Genomic DNA, 21,249 nt, shown 5'->3' with positions numbered 1-21,249 from the left:
CTGCTTTTTTAGAAAGGAGAAAGGATCAAAGGCTCGACCTGATTCTTGTGTCAAAAATGTATTGATAAATCGAAAATTATAGATATCATAAAACCATGAATCAGGTAGAACTTTTTAAAGCCCTTTCCAATCCCATACGGCTCCAGATCCTCACCTGGCTGAAAGACCCCTCTGCCCATTTTCCTCCTCAGGGTCTTCATATCCCCGAAGGAGACAGCTTCGAGAACGCTGTCTGTGTTGGAAGCATCCAAGAAAAGCTGGGTATTTCCCAATCGACTGTTTCCCATTACCTCGATCTGATGCAGCGTTCAGGCCTTTTGGAGTCTGCCCGTTTTGGAAAGTGGACCTATTACCGAAGAAATGAAGCGAATATCCAAACCTTAGCCGAGTTTATCAAGACAGAACTATAAAGGAGGAAAAAGAGCAAGACCATGTAAACTGTTCTCGCAGGCAGTTTATTTTTTACCCTAATATATCGAAAATAAGCGATATATAGATTTAAAAGGAGACACTTTTAGGCATTTTCATGGCCCTGTCATTCGCCCGCTAACAGATGCGGACAGTCTTTTTATCGAAGGTCACAGCAGGCTCAACGCATAATGCCCGTACGTTTTGCAATTTCTATCACGATACACCCTTTATGGCAGCGCCTTTATCCCAAATTGAGGCCGATCTCAAAGAAGCAAAGGAGAAATGGCCTGATGCAAGAAAAATCTGGGCGTCCGGCGGTGATTCCTTTGCTCTCAGCACGGAAAAGCAGATTGCTGTCTGGGATCTCATGCGGACCTATTACCCGAAGGCGCGGATTTCCGCGTATGCCATCATTTCTGATTTTAAGCACAAAAGCGTCGAAGAGATTTGCAAAATCAAGGCCCATGGACTTGATGAAATCATGATCGGTATCGAGAGCGGGGACGATGAAGTCCTTTCCTTTGTCAATAAGGGCTGCACATCGGAAGAAATCATCGAAGCGGGCCTTCCATATGAAGTGATTTTCCTCAGCGGATTGGGGGGTGCGGCTACGGTCTCGGACACGCCCAAAAGAGTGCTGACATCCTCAATCAGCTGCACCCTGACAGGATCCTTATTGCAGGACTCACCCTATTCCCCGATACGCCGCTCATGAAGGACGTGAGAATCGGTGTATTCAAGGAGGCAACAGAAGAAGAACGCGTTTTGGAACTGAAGGAATTCCTGACACGTCTTAAGAATCCGACGCTGATTGACGCAACAAATGCCTCCATCATCACCCCTATCTATGGGAGGATTCCTGAATAAAAGGATAAGATGATTGCCCAGCTTGACGCCATCTTTATCCGCTATGGGGAAGCGGGTCTGCGTCAGGCCCGTGAATCCCTGCCTGCCAGTTAAGATTTTCTGCTTCCAGACGGCAGAAGCCATCCCGCCTTGGCAAGGCAATTTGGAAAAGTTTCGTCATGGTTTTTCTTTCTTTTGAGCAAAGGCCCAACAGCCAATATTGGCTGTTGGGCCTTTGTCATAGACTCATGATAGGGTAGAAAGCGATGCATAAAGGTGGAAAAATGAGCTTATTTCGGGTTCTTTCATCAGTTTTCCCTGCGTCTCCAGACAAGATACAAGACAGCAGCCCCGACAAGTACGGCAGGACAAATGACGCCATACATCATGGCATAGCCCCATTCAGCCGCCGCAAGTCCCAGTAAATAGGCCGCTAGGCCGACACTGATGTCAAGAGCCCAAAAATAAGTGGCTGTGGCGACCCCGGCCCGGGAGGGCGGTGCCATGGTCACGGCAAGGGTCTGAAAAGCCGGTGAGAGGGCCCCAAAACCAAGTCCCAGCACGGCTCCTGAAAGCAGCAGCCCCGTGAGACTTGAAATGGATGCAAAAAGGATGAATCCCAGAAGAAAGACGATGAACCCCGGATAAACGATATAATCCGGGCCCTTTGTATCAAAAAGATGTCCAATGACCGGCCGTGTGACGATGATGATGAGGGCAAAGACAACAAAAAAGAGACTTGTTACAGAAGCCAGTCCAAGGCTTCTGGCATAAAGCGGGATAAAGGTGAGCATACCGCCATAGGAAAAAAAGACCAAGCCCCCAAATAAAGAAGGGATGACGGAGCGGGGTTCAATGAGATCTGTTACTGAAAAAGAGCGGAAGGAGGCACTGGGACGGGTCACAGAGGACGGCAGCGCGTTGCAGATCATAGCAATCAGCGTAAAGAGAGCCCCGAGGATCAAAAAGAAAAAGACCGCGGATGGTCCCCAATACTGCATGAGAAGAAGTCCAACGAGGGGGCCTACAACCATGGCAAGATTGGTTGAAAGGGCAAAGTAACCGATGCCTTCCCCTTTGCGTGAAAGCGGCAGGACAAGAGCTGCTACGGCAGCAGCCGCCGTCGATGTGACGCCAAAAATTGCACCGTGTAGGAAGCGCAGTCCAAAGACGGCCGGCAAGGTTCGTAAAAAGAAAAAGGCCGTCATGATGAGAAGGAACGCACATGATCCCGCCACGAGCAGCCTGTGTTTGTTCAAGGAATCAATGATCTTTCCTGCAAACGGACGGCATAAAACGGTCCCCAGCTGAAAATACGTCATGGCAAGGCCCGCGTCCCTTTCGTTTCCATGAAGTTCTTCCAGGATGTATAACGGCATGGCCGCAACCAGCAGATATTGGGATAGAAAATAAAAGAAATTCCCTCCCCCCATAGTCATGAATTGAGGTGTCCATAAACGATCTTTTGACAAATGAAATCCTCCTTATGAATCAGAAAATACGTTGTAATCCTGTCTTATTGTACTGCATGGAAAGAGCTTGTCAAGATTTTGGGCGCGTAGGGGACGGGAAAACTTCTATTTTATTCTATGAGAAATGCTCTATTTGGGAGTGCATAAAAAAGAGGCCCCATATGGGACCTTTTTGATTTATGATTTACAATTGGATCCAATCTATTTCCCTTGTTGATGAGGCAAAATCTTGGCACTTAGATAGGACGCCAGAAGACAAAACACGATATCGATTCCCCAGATGCCTTGATAGCTTCCTGTTGCAGCCACGGTCATGCCGCCCAAAAATGCACTGAGAAAGGCGCCTAGCTGATGCCCTAAAAAAAGGAGTCCCACAAGTGCTGCCGATTGGGCAAGAGGAAAACGCTCCGTGACGATTCCTGACGTCGGCGTAACTGTGGCCCCGCCGGACATGCCGAGACCTATGCAAAAGAAAAGGGCCGACAGGAAAGTTTTTGGCAGGAAAAAGAGATATATGGCTGTCAAACCCGCACGGAAGCCATAGTAAATGGTCAGAAGACGGTTTTTGGAAACATGGCCGGACAAATATCCGGAAATCAGCGCACCAATGACTGTTGACAGACCATAGGCTGCAAAGGCGTGGGCGGCGCGTGGCCTTTGAAGACCATAGGAGAGCAGCTGTGAGAAAAGATGGGCTTCAATCAGCGCCATATGAAAGCCGCAAGTAGTAAATGCTCCCAATAGATATCGAAATTCCGGCCGCTTTAGGGCTCCTTGAAGGAGGAGGCTAAAAGAAGCTTCGGGAACAGGACCTTTTTCCTGAAGATCCGTTCTTTTTAGGGGCTGCGTCAAATAAAAAAGAAAGGGAAGGGTTCCAATCATGATCAGACTGAGCACAACAGAGACCGTCGGGATTCCGCCTACAAGGGAAAGCCTGGAAAGAAGCGGGGAAAAAAAGGTTGAGCCAAGGCCGGCTGCAGCATTGATAAAGCCCGAAATGAGGGCCCCTTTTTGAGGTCCTACGGCGAAAATGACGGTTTCAAGAAGCAGACCAAATGAGATTGCTCCAGCGCCGCAGCCTAGACATAGACCAAGGGTGAGCACAAGGCCCCAAAGGGAGCGGAAGAGGGACAGCCCCAGTAACCCTAGAAGGAAAAGCCCCACGCCGCTAAGAAGGACGAAACGGTGGGAACGCCTAGCTGCAAGGAGCCCCCAAAAAGGCTGCGAAAGACCAAAGGAAAGCTGCAGGACCGCAATGGCAAAACTCAGGCCCCCATAAGAAAGGCCTGTAGCTTCCCTGAGTGGCTCCAGAAGGATTCCAATATCGCTGCGGATGCCGCCGCTGATGCCATAAAGGAGGACGGCGGATAACCCGCAGAAAAATAGAGAGGGCCCCGAAGCGGGGTGACTGGGTGCCTGCATAGAAAACCTCCGTTTAGACGCAGTCAGATAGGATAAAGGGGAAAACTTGGATGAAAAGCTTCCTCTAAATGATCAGAGAACCTTTTGGAAGGCAATCTTTGTGCTATTATCAAACCAAATTGTTCCCGTATAGACGAACCCCATCTTTTCGAGGATGTGGCGCATGATTTTGTTGTCCTCATCCGTATCGACACGGATGTTTTGAATCCCTTCACGCCTGGCGAAGTTTTCACAGGCCTTGAACATTTCCTGGGAAAGGCCCTTGCCGCGGATGGTGCAGTCGACAGCCATCCGATGGATGACAAGATAAGGCTCGTCATTGAGCCAGTGACCCTGAAGCGTGTCATAGGCAGCCTCGCCGCGGGCATCGATGCCGGCATAGCCGACAATCCGTCCCTGATCCTTGAGCACATAGCCGATGCCGTCTGACAGGTCCTTGTTGATATCCGCCATGGCCGGATATCCCGTCTGCCATTGATTGACGCCCTGACTCCTTAGAAAAGCCTTGGCCTCGTTGATGATTTCCATGATGCGAATGGCATCTGTTCTTTCTGCTTTTACCAGTTTCATGCTGCCAGCCTCCTTATTCATGATTTTTCCAATCAATCTGGATATTGGTCCTCAATTTCTGCATGAGATCCAGCAGGGTCCGGACCTCTTCCTGGGAAAACCCCGCAAGACCCACTGCAATCTGGCGATTTTCCTCTTCAATCAATTTTTCATAAAGTTTCTTTCCGATATCCGTTGGATAAAGATGCCACATCCGTTTGTCCGTCTTTATCTTTCGGCGGCTGATGAGATGTGCGTCCTCAAGCTTTTTTACCGCCTTGGCCGTTGTCCCCTTGTCTACGCTGACGAGCTCAGTCAGGTCTGTCTGACAGAGGCCAGGCATTTCACAGATGCGGGTCAAAAAGATAAATTGGCCGCGTTTGAGTCCATAGGATTGGAACTTCATATCCATCAGGGAATGGATGACGCGGCTGATGGTGCCCAAATGGCGAAGCAGTTCATTGGTCAGGTTCATGGTTCCTCCTTAATAGTTGAACTTTCAACTAAATATAGGATAAACGAAAGAATCCGCCTTGTCAAGATGAAAAAAAGGACTGCCGAAGCGCCATACAGGTGGGAAAGGGACCGTTTTTAGGGTTCTTCCAGGCCCCTCATCCTTTTTGCCATAATCAGGATCCATTCAGCTTATTCAGGAACAGCTTTCGCTGCTTTTTCCTAAAAAAAACGGCACCGCCAAGCGGTGCCGTTTTTTTTCTTATTAGAATGTTTCACCCGTAATCTTTTCGTAGGCTTCTTTATATTTTTCAATGGTCTTATCAATGACATCCTGGGGCAGGAGATAGTTGCTGTCAGGATTGGCTTTCAGCCAGTCACGGACATACTGTTTGTCGTAGCTGGGCTGGCTCTTTCCAACTTCGTAGCCAGCAAGCGGCCAGAAGCGGGAACTGTCCGGCGTCAGCATCTCATCGCCAAGGACGATCTGACCATTTTCATCAAGCCCAAATTCAAATTTGGTATCGGCAATGATGATGCCCTTCGTGTAGGCATAATCAGCACATTTTTTATAAAGGGCAATGGTCGCCTCTTTGATGGCTTTTGTGTATTCAGCCCCTTTGCCGGGGAAGCGTTTTTCAAGGTATTCCACACACTGGGCTTCGGAGATGTTTTCATCATGATCACCCAGTTCTGCCTTGGTGCTCGGCGTGAAGATGGGTTCAGCCAGTTTCTGGGATTCTTTCAGACCTGCCGGCAGGGTGATGCCGCAGACGGTTCCATTTTTTTGATAGGATTCCCAGCCGGAGCCGGTAATATACCCACGGACGATGCATTCTACAGGAATCATGTCGAGCTTCTGGCATTTCATGCTCTTGCCGGCAAATTCCGGTGTGCGGAAGAATTCCGGCATATCAGCAGGATCTACGGAAAGCATATGGTTCGGAATGACATCTTTGGTGAATTCAAACCAGAATTTGGAAAGGCGGGTCAGGACGGCCCCTTTATCGGTGATGGTGTTTTTCAGGATGTGGTCGAAAGCGGAAATGCGATCGGAAGCCACCATGATAAGGCTGTCACCAATGTCGTAGATTTCGCGGACTTTACCAGACTTAAAGGGTTTATATTCCTGCATGATACATCCTCCTTGTATTTTGGTATCCTTATCATAGCACAAGGAACTTTATTTGTCGAATGATATCTCTATTTTCTTATAAAATGTTTGTAAAGAATGAAACAGGTAAGTGCTTGTATGACCTTACACATTTTCTTGTCTTTTTCCCTTTTGGATGATTTCTGGGATGGGGGAAAAAGTATGAAGGAATTTCAAACATTGTTCTGAATCCGTTGAAGAGTTTTCATTCCTATCGTATAATAAAAGAACAACTCTATTTTAGTTCTAGTTAAGGAAGGATGGGAGACCATGCGCATTGTCATGACGATTGTGGGAATTGATAAAGTGGGAATCATTGCTCGGGCCAGTGACCTGTTGGCTAAACATCAAGTGAATATCCTCAATATCAATCAAAATATTACGGATGATTTTTTCAACATGGTGCTGATCGGTGACATGAGCAAAGCCACCATCTGTGTTGAAGACCTAAAGGATAAAGCGGCTGCCTTAGGAAAAGAACTGGGCCTTGAGATCCGCGTCCAGAGTGAAGAAATCTTTACGGCTATGCACCGGATCTGATTGCTGAGGAGGTTTCCATGCTGTACAACACAAACGATATCCTTGAAACAACCCGGATGATCACGGAAAATAACCTGGACGTCCGAACCATTACGATGGGCATCAGCCTGCGCGACTGCGCCGACCCTGATGTAACTGTCTGCGCCCGTAAGATCTATGATAAGATTACACGCTGCGCCAAGGACCTGGTCAAGGTGGGGACCAACCTTGAAGCGGAGCTCGGTGTGCCCATCATCCATAAACGCATTTCTGTAACGCCTATTTCCCTTGTAGGTGAAGCCTGCCAGACCGATACCTACGTGCCGCTGGCCAAAGCCCTTGACGACGCGGCCAAAGCCGTTGGCGTCAACTTCATTGGCGGCTTCAGCGCCCTTGTGGAAAAAGGCTGCACCCATGGTGACTCCATCCTGATCGATTCCATTCCAGAAGCCTTGGCCACAACGGATATTGTCTGTTCTTCCGTGGCTGTTGGCTCCACCAAGGCCGGCATCAACATGAATGCCGTGCGCCGCATGGGGGAAGTTGTCAAAAAAACGGCCGATTTGACCCGTGATCAGGATGCTTTAGGCTGCGCCAAACTCGTTGTTTTCTGCAACCCTGTCCAAGACAATCCCTTTATGGCAGGCGCTTTCCACGGCGTTACGGAACCGGAGACAGTCATCAATGTCGGTGTCTCCGGCCCTGGTGTTGTCAAGCACGCTCTTGAAGGCTGCCGTGGGGCCGATATTGGTGTCGTAGCCGAGACCATCAAAAAAACAGCTTTCAAGATTACCCGCGTCGGACAGCTCGTGGCCCAAGAAGCGGCCAAACGGCTGGGAACCCAATTCGGAATCATTGACCTGTCCCTTGCCCCAACGCCGGCTGTAGGTGACAGCGTGGCCCACATCCTTGAGGAAATTGGTCTGGAATGCTGCGGCGCGCCCGGTACGACAGCGGCCCTTGCCATGCTGAACGATGCGGTCAAAAAAGGCGGTCTCATGGCTTCCAGTTATGTCGGCGGCCTGTCCGGTGCCTTCATTCCTGTAAGTGAAGATGCTGGCATGATCCATGCTGTGGAACAAGGGTGCCTCACTATTGAAAAACTTGAAGCTATGACCTGTGTCTGCTCCGTCGGTCTTGACATGATTGCCATCCCCGGCGATACGACGGCAGAAACCATTTCCGCCATCATTGCAGATGAATCGGCCATTGGCATGATCAACAATAAAACCACGGCTGTTCGCGTCATTCCCGTACCGGGCAAGAGCGTGGGCGATAAAGTTGAATTTGGCGGCCTGTTAGGATATGCGCCTATCATTGCCGTCAATACCTTTAAGCCCGATACCTTTATCCATCGCGGTGGGCGCATTCCAGCCCCAGTTAGGAGCCTGACAAACTGATGCGCAAGAAAGAACGCAATAAGCTCATCTTGGAACGTCTTGAAGAAACCTATAAAGGACAGGGAACGGCCCTGCATTATACCACCCCTTTTGAACTCTTGGTGGCGGTCATCCTTTCTGCTCAGTGCACGGATGAACGGGTCAATATTGTTACAAAGCGCCTTTTTCCAAAGTACAATACGCCGGAGAAGCTGGGCGCCCTGACCCTTGAACAAATGGAAGCCCTCATCCATGACTGCGGCCTTTATCATTCCAAAGCACGCAATATCCTTGCTACGTGCCGAAAACTTATTGATGACTTCCATTCCGAGATTCCTCAGGAGATGAAGGCCCTCTTGAGTCTTCCCGGTGTAGGACGCAAGACTGCCGATGTCATGCTGAGTGTGGCCTTTGGAAAACCGGCCATTGCCGTTGATACCCATGTTTTCCGTGTCTCCCATCGGTTGGGTCTTTCCGCTGGAAAAGATCCCCTGGAGACTGAGCATGACCTGCAAAAGCAGATTCCCAAGGAAAAGTGGGGCGAGGCCCATCACTGGCTCATCTGGCATGGCCGTAAGGTCTGCAAGGCCCCTAACCCCCGCTGCAGCGAGTGCCCCGTTTTGGATCTTTGTCCTTCACGGGTGATGGAATAATCAATTTCAGTTAGGAAATCCCAAATGGATAACGTCTACGATTACATCAACGATTTTTATACGAACGACGACGGCTGGAACATGGTCATACCCCGGGATGACGTTGAAACCTATATCCGCAAATGTGCTTGGCAGGGCATGGATGACAAGGCCCTTCAAAAAGAGTGGGACAATCTCAGCATCTTCTGCATCTATCTGGAAAATGATATGTTGGAGATGCAGGATGTAACGGAGGAAATCCTTGTAGGCTGCGTGATTTGGGCCTGCCGCTATATTGTTGAATTCATGGGGACGTACGACGCAATCAAGGCGTTCCTTGACACACTGGAGCGTTTCTTTGTCCTTATGAAGGAACGCGGCGTTCTCATGAGCGTCCTGGCGCCGCACCTTGCAGCAAAAACCCTTTTAAATGAAGACGGGACCGTGGCCATTGTGACATGCCACGGACAGCTGCAAAAAGGGGAGGAGGAATGGGAAACGTGGGTTGGCCCACCACCAGAAGGCAACATCTTCCTGCATGCCGGTGTGGGACTTGAGGAAATCATGGGAGAAATCAACATGTTCTTCCAGACAAGCCGCTTTACGCCGGACCTTGACCGCGCCATGCGGCTCTACCGGCATGCCGAAGGCCGCCTGGACCTTGAAGGACCGGAAGAAACGGACTTCTGGAAAGGCTTCTGGGATTACTTTCTTTTTAATTATCGGACCATGGATACGGCCGATACGCCCATTTCATTTTTTGCCGAACACAGCGGCACACATTACGAAACCCTTGCCTATGAACTGAGCCGTGCCCGCCTGCGTCTATTTGTCCTCGGTGAGGTCCTTGATGAAACGCGCTGCCTGGCAGAAGACCTGATGACGGGGGATCACTTTTATGTCAATATGACCCCGGAAATGGCAAGTCATCATGACTTGGGGGACGTCATTTTGGGTAATATCTTCCAGAACCAAAGTTTGTGCATGAACTATGAAAAGAGTTTCCGCCTGTCTCCCCTTTCAAGAAATAAGCTTCATACCATCCTGCAGCAATGTCTGGATTGGTTCCTGATTCAGGGCCCTGATCTTACGTGGAGTGACTTCATGGCGGCCAATCCTCTTTTTGTCCGCAGGATTGTTTCCCTTGTGTCAAATAATCCTGCCGCTGTGGCGTTTCCCTATAAGACGGCCATCAAGGACTATAAGCCGCCCCGCATGACCCCCGCGCTGGACCGGTCGGAACAGGCCGTCAAGGAAATCATGGCCGCTGCGGGTTTTGGCATTACGGAGTTTTATTTTGCTCGCCGGCTGTGGCATGATTTTTTGAAGACGGATCCCAACCTTTCTGCCCTTGGGCCGGAACGCTGGGCCGCCGGTATTTTTGAAAACTTCCTTGAAATCAATGAAAAACGGGCTGCCCAGAAGAAACCTTTCTTCTCTGAATCCCTGGGCCTTCCGCAGCATCATATTGCCGAAGCCTACCAGACCATCCGCAGCGCCCTTTCCCTGGAACCATCCGATCCCCGCTATCTGACGGAAGTGGGGTATATGATGATGTTCAGCAATTTATCGTAGGAGGAAACCATGATCTGTTCTCATTGCGGTTTGGAATATCCCGATCATTTGGCGGAATGTCCCAATTGCCATACGCCCAATGACGATATTGCCGCCGAAGTCCTGACGGAAGATGAACGGGACGCTTTTGAAGGCGTGACCATCGATCAGGTTCCCGATTCGGATACATATCGCGTGATGGACCAGGATGACCTGAAACAGGCCCAGGAAGAAGCAAAACCTTTCCGCCTGCGGGTCCTGAACTTCCTTTTGGGCCATCTGGGACTTGTTGCCGTGGGCATCATCGTCTTTTTGGTCCTTCTTATCCCCGTCTTTCTTTCCCTTATGCTTCCTTTTGTGGGATACTTCATCATCATTGCCGCCATTTTTTTTGTCTTGCGGCTGATTGGACTGCGGTAAAGCAGCCCTTATAAAAAGGAGCCCTGAAGAAATGAACGTGTCATTTCTTCAGGGCTCCTTTTGCGTCTATGCTGAAAAATAGGAAGTGCGGCATAAGCGACATCTGTTAGGATGAATCCGCGCCTTTTTGGCTGGCGAAAAGACCTGCCAGTAACCTGTTTCCGTTACCAACAGATTAATCTTTTTTTTGCTTTTCACGTATATTTGTGGACAAAATGACTACTCACGATTGAAAAAGAGCATTAACTCTTCCAAAATATAAGCGACTGAACCATACGTTGGGAGAAAAAATATCCTTTACTCATTATACGATTCAAAAGAATGCAGAATGGTAAGCTATCATTTACTCTGTTTATGCCAGAAGACCCTTTTGATGGCAGCTAGGAAATAGTAATTTGGAGTGAAAGGAAATATACCGACTGTTGACCCCATCATGGTCAGAAAATGTATTCTGATGAACCATTTGCCAACCTAATCTGCGGTTGTGTATGATTATTGCTGCATGCAGGCTCAATTCGGGTAGGAATAGGTGCAGCAAGATTTGATGAGAATAAAATGCATAGGGATAACGACAACGATATGCAAGAAGCATTAAAAGATGCAATTGCTGCAGATAAACCAGTTTTTGAGAGCGGAGGTCCAAGGAAAAGAAGAGCTGCCGTATGTTGAAGATGGCCCGCTGGTCATTTCTAGCCAATGAAGATAAAATGAATTTCAAGGAAAAAGTAGCATTGCAGGATATCTTGGCCGAACACGAGAACCAGGCAATATGTTATTCCATGAAGGAAGAGATGATAGCCCTTTATGAGTTTAGGAGCTATACAAGGCTGTTGCGGGATGGAAGCGCTGGTTTGAAGCTTCACTAGGCAGCGGAATTCAGGCCCTAGTTCTAGTTAGGGCTGCAAAGATAAAAGCGTCCAAAAGGAGAGCCTGCGGATACGGAGATGGCGAGTACTTTTTCACGTTAATTCGCGCCCTTGAATTTCAACCGAAAGAGGTTTACTTTGGAAGTAAACGTGAAGAAACCAAAGGGGACTGTGAAAAATGAGCACTTCTCATTTCGTCACAGCCCCTTTTAGACACCTTGGAACGACGTTGCACTAAGGACAAAAAGAGAAGTCCCTGCAGGAAAAAGACAGGGAAAGGAAGGGGAGGGGGCCTGTTTTTTTCGCCCTATTCAAGGTTTTTTCTTCGATTTCCTCGTAATTTTCACAATTTTTGGTTTTCCCGTTCCATTCAAATCATAATTAGTGTATAATTAAATACATAAGTGAAACCTGAAAATATGAGCCTTGGTTCATATATGTCCTTACCTGTTAAGGCGGCCTTCACTTATCGGTGAAAAGGTCACCGACAACTTGTTGAAGAAGGGATGATTTAGTTATGCGCGAAGTTGTAATTGCAAGTGCTGTAAGAACGGCTATCGGCAAATTTGGTGGCAGCCTGCTTCCCCTGTCTGCCCCTGAACTCGGTGCAATTGTCATCAAGGAAGCCCTGAAAAGAGCTAATGTCCCTGGTGAAAAAGTTGACGAAGTCATTTTTGGTAACGTCCTCCAAGCTGGACTGGGCCAAAACCCTGCTCGTCAGGCATCCATCAAAGCTGGCCTGCCTATTGAAGTTCCTGCTTTTACTGTCAATAAAGTCTGCGGTTCCGGCCTGAAATGTGTGGAACTGGCTGCTCAGTCCATCCTGGCTGGCGATAACGACATCGTCGTTGCCGGCGGTATGGAAAGCATGTCCAACGCTCCTTTTGTTACCAGCGGCAAAGCTCGTTGGGGTCTGCGTATGGGCGACAGCAAACTCGTCGATGTCATGATCAAGGATGGTCTGTGGGATGCGTTCAATAACTATCACATGGGCATCACTTCCGAAAACGTCGCTGAAAAATTCGGCGTAACCCGTGAAGACCAGGACGAAGTTTCTGCCCGTTCCCAGCAAAGAGCCATTGCGGCCATCAAGAGCGGTGCTTTCAAGGACGAAATCGTTCCTGTTACCATCAAAACCAAAAAGGGCGAAACCGTATTTGATACGGATGAATTCCCGCGTGAAGGAACCACGACGGAAATCCTGGCCAAACTGCGTCCTGCCTTTAAACAAGGCGGCACGGTCACGGCTGGCAACGCTTCCGGTCTGAACGACGGGGCTGCCGCCCTTGTCATCATGAGCGCGGAAAAAGCACAGGAACTCGGCATCAAACCGATGGCGAAGATCCTGTCCTATGCTTCTGCCGGTGTCGATCCTGCCATCATGGGCATTGGGCCTATCCCTGCAAGCCGCAAAGCCCTCTCCAAGGCAGGTCTGGAAGTCAAGGACCTTGACCTCATCGAAGCCAACGAAGCGTTTGCTGCTCAGTTCGTAGAAGTCGGCCGTGAGCTGAACTTCGATCCTGATAAAGTCAACGTCAATGGCGGTGCCATTGCCCTCGGTCACCCGATTGGGGCTTCCGGCGCCCGCATTCTTGTAACGCTTCTGTACGCACTGAAAAACCGCGATAAGAAGCTTGGCCTGGCAACGCTCTGCATCGGCGGCGGTATGGGTACGTCTGCTGTTGTGGAAATGTTATAATCATCAATCACTTAAAAAAAGTGGAGAAAGAGGGAATGATTCATGGATTTTAATCTGACTGAAGACCAACAAATGATTAAGGAGCAGGCTGCTGACTTTGCAGAAAGATTCCTGGCTCCGACCATTGAAGAAAGAGACAAGAACCACGTTTGGGACCGCAAGATCATCAACGAAATGATCGAAAATGGCTTCCAAGGCATCTGCTTCCCTGAAGAATACGGCGGAGCTGGCATGGACGTTCTCAGCTACATCCTGGCTGTTGAAGAAATGTCCAAAGTCGATGATGGTACGGGTATCACCCTTTCCGCTTCCGTTTCCCTGTGCGCAACGCCGATCTACATGTTCGGTACGGAAGAACAGAAACAAAAATACCTGACCCCGATCTGCGAAGGCCGCACCATTGGTGCTTTCGGCCTGACCGAACCGTCCGCTGGTACGGATGCTTCCGCTCAGCAGACCACGGCTGTTCTGAAGGGTGACAAATACATCCTGAACGGCTCCAAGATCTTCATCACCAACGGCAGCGAAGCTGAAACCTATGTCATCTTTGCTATGACCGATAAGAGCGCTGGCGTACACGGCATTTCCGCTTTCATCGTAGAAAAAGGCATGCCTGGCTTCCGCTTCGGCAAGATCGAAGACAAGATGGGCGGTCACACCTCCCTGACAGCTGAATTGATTTTTGAAGACTGCGAAGTTCCTAAAGAAAATCTGCTCGGCAAAGAAGGCGAAGGCTTCAAGATTGCTATGCAGACCCTGGACGGCGGCCGTATCGGCGTTGCCGCGCAGGCTCTGGGTATCGCACAGGGCGCCCTCGACGCTGCTGTGAAATACTCCAAGGAACGTGAACAGTTCGGCCGCAGCATTTGCAAATTCCAGGCCCTGAGCTTCAAGATGGCTGATATGGCCATGAAGATCGAAGCTGCCCGTCTGCTCGTTTATCGTGCAGCTAACCTGAAGAACGAAGGCAAACCGTACTCTGCAGCCGCTGCTATGGCTAAGTGCTTTGCTTCCGACGTTGCCATGGAAGTTACGACTGATGCTGTCCAGATCTTTGGTGGTTACGGCTACACCGTTGACTATCCGGCTGAACGCTATATGCGTAACGCTAAGATCACCCAGATCTACGAAGGCACCAACGAAGTTCAGCGTATGGTCATCTCCCGTGATCTCTTGAGCGACAAAAAGAAGAAATAATCTCGCTCGGCATTCCTGCTGATTGATGACACTTTGATCCCTCGCCCCCTATGGGGACGGGGGATATAAAGTATCGATCGTTCTCTGAAAAGTTGTAAATATCTTTCTGCACATTAGAGGGTGCAGAGGGATCGCTGTGGGTATACTGACAGGACCCGGAAGCTGCGCTTGCTTCCAAAACCTTTCGCGGCACTGTTTCCCATGCAGCTATCCACTGCATGAATTTACCCTAAAAGGAGATATTCAGTTATGGAATTAAAGAAAGTTATGGTTATCGGCGCTGGTCAAATGGGCAGCGGTATTGCACAAGTCATGGCTGCTCATGGTGTAGAGGTTGTACTCCGCGATATCAAACAAGAATTTGTTGACCGCGGGATCAAAAATATTGAAAAGAACCTTACGCGCAGCGTAGAAAAAGGCCGTATCACCGAAGATGAGAAAAAAGCGACCCTGGGCCGTATCACCGGTGTTGTTGAGATGACGAAGGAAACCTGCAACGTTCATCTGGCCATTGAAGCAGCTACGGAAAACGTCAAGATCAAAAAAGACATTTTCCAGACCCTTGATGAACTCTGCCCGGAAGATGCCATCATTGCCAGCAACACGTCTTCCGTTTCCATCACCATGCTTGGCGGGTTCACGAAGAGAGCTGATAAATTCATCGGCATGCACTTCTTTAACCCGGCTCCTGTCATGAAATTGGTGGAAGTCACCCGCGGCCTTGCTACGAGCGACGATACCTTCAAAAAAGTGTATGACCTGGCTGCAGCCCTTGATAAGACCCCTGTAGCCGTCAAGGATTCTGCTGGATTTGTCGGCAACCGGATCATGATCCCTATGCTGAACGAAGCCATCTTTACCCTGATGGAAGGCGTTGCCAGCGCGGAAGACATCGATGCCGTTGCCAAACTCGGCTTCAACCATCCGATGGGACCTCTTGCCCTTGCTGACCTTATCGGCAACGATACGGTCCTTGCCATCATGGAAGTCCTCTACAAGGAATTTGGTGATCCGAAATACCGTCCGTGCCCGCTGCTCCGCAAGATGGTCGAAGCTGGTTATCTGGGACGCAAGACCGGCAAAGGATTCTACGATTACAAGAAATGATGGGCGGTGAACAGGATGTATGAATACAAGAACCTGCTTGTTAATACGGCAGAAGACGGCATCACGACGGTAACCATCAACCGTCCGAAAGCCTTGAATGCCCTGGACACGCTGACCCTGGAAGAAATGAAGGACTGCTTCAATCGCCTGGCTTCTGACGTTGCGACAAAATCCGTCCTCATTACCGGTGCCGGCCCCAAATCCTTTGTTGCTGGTGCTGACCTTGGCGCCATGAGCAAAATGACCGTAACGGAAGCCCGCTGCTTCTCCGTCCTTGGTCATGCTGTCTTTAACGCCATTGAACGCATCCCTGTTGCTGTCGTAGCAGCCATCAACGGATTTGCCCTGGGCGGCGGCTGCGAACTGGCCCTTGCCTGTGATTTCCGTTTTGCTTCCGACAACGCCAAATTTGGTCAGCCGGAAGTCAACTACGGCATCATTCCGGGATTCGGTGGCTCCCAGCGTCTGGCCCGCCTTATCGGGACGGGCGAAGCAAAAGAGATGATTTATACTGGGTCCATGATTGACGCTGAAGAAGCCCTGCGGATTGGTCTCATCAACCGCATTACGACTCAGGAAAACCTCATCCCAGAATGCGAAGCCATTCTCCGCAAGATCATGAGCAAAGCTCCGATGGCCATTGCATCTGCAAAAAATGCCATCAATACGGGCATGAACATGGACTTGCGCAGCGGTCTTGCTTACGAAGCACAGGTCTTCGGATCCTGCTTTGCTACGCGCGACCAAAAAGAAGGCATGGCAGCCTTCCTCGAAAAGAGAAAACCTGTCTTTACCAACCGGTAACAAACATCGCGCAAGCGATGATAAAAAGACCGTGAAGCGTGGTGCTTCATGGTCTTTTTGTATGAGAGGGCAACCCGTTTTGCGTAGCGAGGAAAAGGAATCCTACTTTTCGGTAAGGCCGATTGAACAGGCTTTTCGGTGGGAATCAGCCGCTAGCTGCGCGTCAGGCATCAACCTGGCTGAGAAAGCAGCGCGCCATCAAAGATCAAATCCCTTTCCCTTTATCCTTAACCTGTGTTATACTTTTCTCATCATATTGTGAGGAGGAACATCATGAAAACAACATACAGCAGAACCGAATCCGTATGGCAGCGCATGAATAACAGCGAGAAAAAAGCCGTAATGGCCTATGGCGAGAAATATAAAGCTTTTCTTGACAAAGCCCGCACGGAACGGCAGTCCGTCAATTTCATCATAGAAGCGGCCGAAAAAAAGGGATTCAAGCTCCTCTACGACCTGAAGGCCCTTCATGAGGGAGATAAGGTCTATTGGAACCAAAAAGGCAAATCAGTCATCCTTGCCGTGATCGGCAAAGAACCCGTCAAGGAAGGGCTGAAGATTGTGGGCTCCCATATTGACGCACCGCGCCTTGACCTTAAAGGTAACCCCGTCCATGAGCAGGATGGCCTTGTCTACTTCCGTACCCATTACTACGGCGGCATCAAGAAGTATCAGTGGCCCTGCATTCCCCTGGCCCTGTGCGGCGTCATCTATACGCAAAATGGCAGGAAGCTCGAGGTCAATATCGGCATGGACGAAAATGATCCCGTCTTTTACATTACGGACCTGTTGATCCACATGGCCCAGGACCAGATGAAAAAGACCATGGCCGAAGGCGTGACTGGGGAACAGCTTCAGGCCATCATCGGCTCCCATGCTGGAAAAGAGGAGAAAGTCAAGGACGCCATCTTGAATCTCCTCAAAAAGACCTATGGCATAACGGAAGAAGATTTCACGACGGCTGAACTCGAATTGGTACCGGCCATGAAAAGCCGTGATGTCGGCTTTGATCGTTCCCTCATAGCGGCCTATGGCCAGGACGACCGTGTCTGCTCCTACGCCAACCTGGAAGCCCTGCTTGCCGCCAAACCGGGGACCAAGACCCAAGTGGCCCTCTTTACGGATAAAGAAGAGATTGGGTCCTACGGGAACACAGGTATGATGAGCTCCTATTTTGTGAAGTTTGTCATGAAGATGCTGGCCCTCCAGGGCAGCGGGGCCCTGCTGGACTTTTACGAAACCATGGAAAAGAGCGAAATGCTCTCTGGCGACGTCAATAGCTGCCTTGATCCCATGTTCCCTGAAGTAACGGAGAAAGATAATTCTTCTCTCTGCGGCTATGGCCTTGCCTTGACCAAATACACGGGGGCTCGCGGTAAAGCCGGCAGCAATGACGCCAACAGCGAATTCATCCAAAAAGTCCGTCAAATCTTTAATGATGGCGGTGTAGCGTGGCAGATTGGCGAACTGGGCAAGGTGGACCAGGGCGGCGGCGGAACCATTGCCTTCATGATGGCTGATTGGGGCTGTGAAGTCGTTGACTGCGGAACCGCCATGCTGAGCATGCATTCTCCCTACGATCTCCTGTCAAAAGCTGATGCGTACGAAACCTACCTGGGCTACAAAGTCTTTTTTGAAAGCAAGTAACTGAACATGACTGAACGAACACTGCTTCTTCGGAGGCAGTGTTTTTTTGATAAGGGAAGGAACTGGGGAAACATAGATAATAATGATTCTTAAAATTATAAAAGCATTAAAAAACAAAATGTTGGGTTTTCTGTGAAAAATGAACTGTAACTCAAAAAGGTATAGTATAATATGTTCATCCATCCACACAAGTTAAACGGTGGATGGATAACCTAACAAATCCAATGATCAAAAGTAGTTTTTATGATAGTGATGCAAACTTGAAAGGAGCATGAACGATGCAAAAAGTCGATCTTTTAAAAGAATATGGTCTGTACATCAACGGTGAATTTGTACCCGCCTCAGACGGAACTACGTTTGCCGCCCATAATCCAGCCAATGGGGAAGCCTTGGCTCTGTGCGCCGAAGCCACCAAACAAGACGTGGACCGCGCCGTCAAGGCGGCCCGTGAGGCACTCCCCAGCTGGTCCAAAACCTCTCCCATTGAGCGTCAGAACCTGCTCCTTAAGATTGCGGACATCATCGATGAGAATAAGGAACGGCTGGCCCTTGTGGAGACCCTCGACAACGGCAAACCCATCCGTGAGACCATGGCCGCTGATATTCCTTTAGGCTCGGATCACTTCCGTTATTTTGCCGGCTGCCTGCGCGCATGGGAAGGCTCTGCCACCATGCTTGACGACAACACCATGTCCCTTGTTCTCCATGAACCTGTAGGTGTCGTCGGTCAGGTCATCCCTTGGAACTTCCCCTTTACCATGGCCTGCTGGAAGCTTGCACCGGCTCTTGCTGCAGGCAATACGGTTGTCATTAAGCCGTCTTCCCATACATCTTTGTCCCTGCTGGAACTGCTCCGCCTCATTGACGGCGTCCTGCCCAAAGGGGTCGTGAACCTCATTACCGGCAAAGGTTCCCGCAGCGGTCAGTGGCTTCTGGATCATCCGGACCTTGATAAACTGGCCTTTACCGGTTCCACAGAAGTTGGTCACGGCGTCTATCAGGCCGCTTGTGACAAACTGATTCCTGTGACTTTGGAACTTGGCGGTAAATCGGCGAATATCGTTTTTGATGACGCTGACCTTAAGCAAGCCATTGACGGTGCCTGCAAGGGCATCCTCTTCAATCAGGGCCAGGTCTGCTGTGCCGGTTCCCGTCTCTTTGTCCAGGAAGGCATCTTTGATGAATTTGTCAGCCACCTGAAAGACACCTTTGAACATGTCCGGATTGGGGATCCGACAGACCCGAATACCCAGCTGGGCGCCCAGATTTATCGTTCCCAGCAGGAAAAAGTCCTGAACTATGTCAAAATCGGCGTGGAAGAAGGGGCAGAACTTGTGACAGGCGGCGAACGCTACACCGAAACTGGCTGTGATAAAGGCTTTTTCATGAAACCAACCATCCTCATCAGCCATACCAATGACTGCCGCGTCTGCCAGGAAGAAATCTTTGGACCCGTTGTGGTCATCCAGAAATTCAAGACCCTTGACGAAGTGATTGACCTTGCAAACGCCAGTGAGTACGGTCTAGGCGGTGCCGTCTTCACAAAGAACATCGATACGGCCCTCAAAGTGGCCCGTTCCGTCCGCACGGGACGGATGTGGGTCAACACCTATAACGACCTGCCCGCCGGCGCACCCTTTGGCGGCTACAAAAAATCCGGGATTGGCCGGGAAACCCACAAAGTCCTCTTGGAACATTACAGTCAGTTGAAGAACATTCTCATCAACCTGCGTGAAGGGGTGAGTGGGATGTATGACATTAAATAAACTTATGAAAAATATCCATAGTTTATGCGGACTTTGCTGAAAAATCTATTGAAAAGTGAACAAAATATCCCCGTGAGTCAATCACGGGGTATTTTTTGTTTGAAGGACCTTATTCAGGAGTGCGTTAAAACGGACTGCCGTTTCCGCTGCAATAGCCTTTGTCACGTGGATATAAATCAATTTCGAGGAGTGTAACCTATTTTGAGTAAATCAGCTATTGCACAAAAAAATTCATTCTCCATACTTAAGGGAATATAGAAAGATTGGGCATCCTACTGGCGCAGTTACCGCTGAATGCGATGCATACAAGATGACCCAAGACTATGGCTGCTAATTCTTTATCGATATTAACGATGAGGACGAATCTGGGTTCATTGCACAGAGGACAATCGGGGCCCAGCGGGGCCCAGATTGCGTCGATTTTCTGCACGAGGGGCCCCCATTGGCTGTTCGATAGAAAAATCTATGGAAACAATGGGGCATGACCTGTCGTCTGAAAGATTGTTTCACGATTTACGATAGGTAACGCATGGGTGCTTTCTGCCGTCTTTTTTATCCGGAGTCAATAGGGGATGACGCTCGGACCCAAACCGCCCCCTGACGGGGGAACGGGTCCGAACTTAATTCGCCCTCAAACATGTTCTTCGGCTTTCCGCTGCGCTCCAAAGCAGCCTCAGAACTCCGGGCGAATCTGCCTCGCTAACCGCTCGCAAGGAAACGTCACTGGCCTTCCTCATCCACCACCGAAAGGGCAGGCTTGCCTCATTAGAATGAGGCAACATGCGGCTTTCGGTCCCCCGCCTTGGCAAGGCGGATCGATGCGGCGCATCGAGTCCTAAGGCAAATGGCTGTACACAGGATGTTCCAGCTGCTATCGTGATTTCTATATTTCAAAAAGCCACGCCTCTTACAATGGCTATAAAAAGCTAATAGCCCAAAACCGAGCCTACGACTGCGTCCGGGTTAGGGCTTACCTTGCCGATTTTTCTTACGGTCTTTTGCCACCGTGCTTTCGCCATGGAGACGGCGAAAGCCGATCCGCCTTACCAAGGCGGATTGATGCCGCGCATCGAGTCCTAAGGCAAATGGCTGTACATAGAATGTTCCAGCCGCTATCGTGATTTCTACGTTTCAAAAAGCCCCCGTCTTACAATAGCTATAAAAAGCTAAGAGCCCAAAACCGAACCTACGTCTACGTCCGGTTTTGGGCTTCTCTTATGTTTTTTTGTCTTCCACTCTTTTGCGTTCCAATCGTTTGCCTCTATGTTTTCCTCTTCGTGTTTTCGCCTTGGAGACGGCTAAAGCCGTTCCGCCTTGCCAAGGCGGGGGACCAAAAGCCACTTGATTCTGCAA

20 protein-coding genes and 1 pseudogene are annotated in these 21,249 nt (G+C 49.6%); 15 read left to right on the top strand and 6 right to left on the bottom strand.

What is annotated here, in order from left to right; all coding sequences use genetic code 11:
• Positions 1-95: 95 nt before the first annotated feature.
• The 3 genes from DW817_RS09345 (at position 96) to DW817_RS10640 (ending at position 1,278) form a co-directional block, all read left to right on the top strand.
• Entirely contained in the window at positions 96-410 is a 315-nt protein-coding gene (locus tag DW817_RS09345) for a helix-turn-helix transcriptional regulator (protein ID WP_120112240.1), read from the top strand.
• 143 nt (positions 411-553) lie between these two features.
• A complete protein-coding gene (locus tag DW817_RS09340; RefSeq protein ID WP_256371464.1) occupies positions 554-1,126 on the top strand; it encodes a radical SAM protein in 573 nt (190 codons plus the stop codon).
• Positions 1,123-1,278 (top strand): hypothetical protein, encoded by a 156-nt coding sequence (locus tag DW817_RS10640; RefSeq protein WP_165851884.1) that lies wholly within the window; start codon positions 1,123-1,125, stop codon positions 1,276-1,278. The genes DW817_RS09340 and DW817_RS10640 overlap by 4 nt, the downstream gene beginning before the upstream one ends.
• A 34-nt stretch (positions 1,279-1,312) precedes the next feature.
• Here DW817_RS10640 and DW817_RS10975 read toward each other — a convergent pair whose 3' ends face one another.
• The 6 genes from DW817_RS10975 to DW817_RS09315 form a co-directional block, all read right to left on the bottom strand.
• Positions 1,313-1,438, bottom strand: coding sequence for a hypothetical protein (locus DW817_RS10975; RefSeq protein WP_256371463.1), 126 nt, complete (start codon positions 1,436-1,438; stop codon positions 1,313-1,315).
• Positions 1,439-1,565: 127 nt separating this feature from the next.
• Entirely contained in the window at positions 1,566-2,729 is a 1,164-nt protein-coding gene (locus DW817_RS09335; RefSeq protein ID WP_016459669.1) for an MFS transporter, read from the bottom strand.
• 201 nt (positions 2,730-2,930) lie between these two features.
• Positions 2,931-4,151, bottom strand: a complete 1,221-nt coding sequence (locus DW817_RS09330; RefSeq protein ID WP_120112233.1) for an MFS transporter — start codon at positions 4,149-4,151, stop codon at positions 2,931-2,933.
• A 72-nt stretch (positions 4,152-4,223) separates the two neighbouring features.
• A complete protein-coding gene (locus DW817_RS09325; protein WP_243634115.1) occupies positions 4,224-4,721 on the bottom strand; it encodes a GNAT family N-acetyltransferase in 498 nt (165 codons plus the stop codon).
• A gap of 13 nt (positions 4,722-4,734) precedes the next feature.
• Positions 4,735-5,175, bottom strand: coding sequence for a MarR family winged helix-turn-helix transcriptional regulator (locus DW817_RS09320; protein ID WP_120112225.1), 441 nt, complete (start codon positions 5,173-5,175; stop codon positions 4,735-4,737).
• A 243-nt stretch (positions 5,176-5,418) separates the two neighbouring features.
• Positions 5,419-6,288 (bottom strand): phosphoribosylaminoimidazolesuccinocarboxamide synthase, encoded by an 870-nt coding sequence (locus DW817_RS09315; protein ID WP_009015501.1) that lies wholly within the window; start codon positions 6,286-6,288, stop codon positions 5,419-5,421.
• Positions 6,289-6,576: 288 nt separating this feature from the next.
• Between DW817_RS09315 and DW817_RS09310 the strand changes: the two genes are divergently transcribed.
• From DW817_RS09310 to DW817_RS09255, 12 genes and pseudogenes are all read left to right on the top strand, one after another.
• A complete protein-coding gene (locus tag DW817_RS09310; RefSeq protein ID WP_009016109.1) occupies positions 6,577-6,846 on the top strand; it encodes an ACT domain-containing protein in 270 nt (89 codons plus the stop codon).
• A gap of 17 nt (positions 6,847-6,863) precedes the next feature.
• Positions 6,864-8,225, top strand: a complete 1,362-nt coding sequence (locus DW817_RS09305; protein ID WP_021736770.1) for a PFL family protein — start codon at positions 6,864-6,866, stop codon at positions 8,223-8,225.
• Positions 8,225-8,857, top strand: coding sequence for an endonuclease III (gene nth / locus DW817_RS09300; protein WP_014128273.1), 633 nt, complete (start codon positions 8,225-8,227; stop codon positions 8,855-8,857). The genes DW817_RS09305 and nth overlap by 1 nt, the downstream gene beginning before the upstream one ends.
• Positions 8,858-8,881: 24 nt before the next feature.
• Positions 8,882-10,411, top strand: a complete 1,530-nt coding sequence (locus DW817_RS09295) for a hypothetical protein (RefSeq protein ID WP_009016112.1) — start codon at positions 8,882-8,884, stop codon at positions 10,409-10,411.
• Positions 10,412-10,420: 9 nt separating this feature from the next.
• Positions 10,421-10,810, top strand: coding sequence for a hypothetical protein (locus DW817_RS09290; RefSeq protein WP_009016113.1), 390 nt, complete (start codon positions 10,421-10,423; stop codon positions 10,808-10,810).
• A gap of 650 nt (positions 10,811-11,460) precedes the next feature.
• Positions 11,461-11,676 (top strand): annotated as a pseudogene (locus tag DW817_RS09285) (transposase); the annotation flags it as partial.
• Between the two features lie 517 nt (positions 11,677-12,193).
• Entirely contained in the window at positions 12,194-13,375 is a 1,182-nt protein-coding gene (locus tag DW817_RS09280) for an acetyl-CoA C-acetyltransferase (protein ID WP_009016121.1), read from the top strand.
• A 42-nt stretch (positions 13,376-13,417) separates the two neighbouring features.
• On the top strand, positions 13,418-14,572 hold the full coding sequence (locus DW817_RS09275; RefSeq protein ID WP_009016122.1) for an acyl-CoA dehydrogenase: 1,155 nt from the start codon (positions 13,418-13,420) through the stop codon (positions 14,570-14,572).
• Between the two features lie 249 nt (positions 14,573-14,821).
• Positions 14,822-15,679 (top strand): 3-hydroxybutyryl-CoA dehydrogenase, encoded by an 858-nt coding sequence (locus DW817_RS09270; protein ID WP_009016123.1) that lies wholly within the window; start codon positions 14,822-14,824, stop codon positions 15,677-15,679.
• Between the two features lie 15 nt (positions 15,680-15,694).
• Positions 15,695-16,483, top strand: a complete 789-nt coding sequence (locus tag DW817_RS09265) for an enoyl-CoA hydratase-related protein (protein ID WP_009016124.1) — start codon at positions 15,695-15,697, stop codon at positions 16,481-16,483.
• Positions 16,484-16,756: 273 nt separating this feature from the next.
• Positions 16,757-18,130, top strand: coding sequence for an aminopeptidase (locus tag DW817_RS09260; RefSeq protein WP_120112222.1), 1,374 nt, complete (start codon positions 16,757-16,759; stop codon positions 18,128-18,130).
• Positions 18,131-18,408: 278 nt separating this feature from the next.
• Complete coding sequence (locus DW817_RS09255) at positions 18,409-19,896, top strand: aldehyde dehydrogenase family protein (protein WP_120112218.1); 1,488 nt, start codon at positions 18,409-18,411, stop codon at positions 19,894-19,896.
• Positions 19,897-21,249: the final 1,353 nt, after the last annotated feature.

Origin of the sequence: Acidaminococcus sp. AM33-14BH (assembly GCF_003603525.1) — a bacterium.
GTDB classification, from domain to species: Bacteria; Bacillota; Negativicutes; order Acidaminococcales; family Acidaminococcaceae; genus Acidaminococcus; species Acidaminococcus intestini.
Note: the sequence above shows the minus strand (reverse complement) of the source record. Positions and strands in the feature narration are given on the sequence as shown.

What these genes read in the sequence shown, in the direction of transcription:
- DW817_RS09320 (WP_120112225.1), bottom strand. Translation starts at nt 5,175, where the DNA reads ATGAACCTGACCAATGAACTGCTTCGCCATTTGGGCACCATCAGCCGC.
- DW817_RS09280 (WP_009016121.1), top strand. Translation starts at nt 12,194, where the DNA reads ATGCGCGAAGTTGTAATTGCAAGTGCTGTAAGAACGGCTATCGGCAAA.
- DW817_RS09260 (WP_120112222.1), top strand. Translation starts at nt 16,757, where the DNA reads ATGAAAACAACATACAGCAGAACCGAATCCGTATGGCAGCGCATGAAT.
- DW817_RS09265 (WP_009016124.1), top strand. Translation starts at nt 15,695, where the DNA reads ATGTATGAATACAAGAACCTGCTTGTTAATACGGCAGAAGACGGCATC.
- DW817_RS09315 (WP_009015501.1), bottom strand. Translation starts at nt 6,288, where the DNA reads ATGCAGGAATATAAACCCTTTAAGTCTGGTAAAGTCCGCGAAATCTAC.
- DW817_RS09295 (WP_009016112.1), top strand. Translation starts at nt 8,882, where the DNA reads ATGGATAACGTCTACGATTACATCAACGATTTTTATACGAACGACGAC.
- DW817_RS09310 (WP_009016109.1), top strand. Translation starts at nt 6,577, where the DNA reads ATGCGCATTGTCATGACGATTGTGGGAATTGATAAAGTGGGAATCATT.
- DW817_RS09330 (WP_120112233.1), bottom strand. Translation starts at nt 4,151, where the DNA reads ATGCAGGCACCCAGTCACCCCGCTTCGGGGCCCTCTCTATTTTTCTGC.
- nth (WP_014128273.1), top strand. Translation starts at nt 8,225, where the DNA reads ATGCGCAAGAAAGAACGCAATAAGCTCATCTTGGAACGTCTTGAAGAA.
- DW817_RS09275 (WP_009016122.1), top strand. Translation starts at nt 13,418, where the DNA reads ATGGATTTTAATCTGACTGAAGACCAACAAATGATTAAGGAGCAGGCT.
- DW817_RS09345 (WP_120112240.1), top strand. Translation starts at nt 96, where the DNA reads ATGAATCAGGTAGAACTTTTTAAAGCCCTTTCCAATCCCATACGGCTC.
- DW817_RS10975 (WP_256371463.1), bottom strand. Translation starts at nt 1,438, where the DNA reads ATGACGAAACTTTTCCAAATTGCCTTGCCAAGGCGGGATGGCTTCTGC.
- DW817_RS10640 (WP_165851884.1), top strand. Translation starts at nt 1,123, where the DNA reads ATGAAGGACGTGAGAATCGGTGTATTCAAGGAGGCAACAGAAGAAGAA.
- DW817_RS09305 (WP_021736770.1), top strand. Translation starts at nt 6,864, where the DNA reads ATGCTGTACAACACAAACGATATCCTTGAAACAACCCGGATGATCACG.
- DW817_RS09270 (WP_009016123.1), top strand. Translation starts at nt 14,822, where the DNA reads ATGGAATTAAAGAAAGTTATGGTTATCGGCGCTGGTCAAATGGGCAGC.
- DW817_RS09290 (WP_009016113.1), top strand. Translation starts at nt 10,421, where the DNA reads ATGATCTGTTCTCATTGCGGTTTGGAATATCCCGATCATTTGGCGGAA.
- DW817_RS09325 (WP_243634115.1), bottom strand. Translation starts at nt 4,721, where the DNA reads ATGAAACTGGTAAAAGCAGAAAGAACAGATGCCATTCGCATCATGGAA.
- DW817_RS09340 (WP_256371464.1), top strand. Translation starts at nt 554, where the DNA reads ATGCGGACAGTCTTTTTATCGAAGGTCACAGCAGGCTCAACGCATAAT.
- DW817_RS09255 (WP_120112218.1), top strand. Translation starts at nt 18,409, where the DNA reads ATGCAAAAAGTCGATCTTTTAAAAGAATATGGTCTGTACATCAACGGT.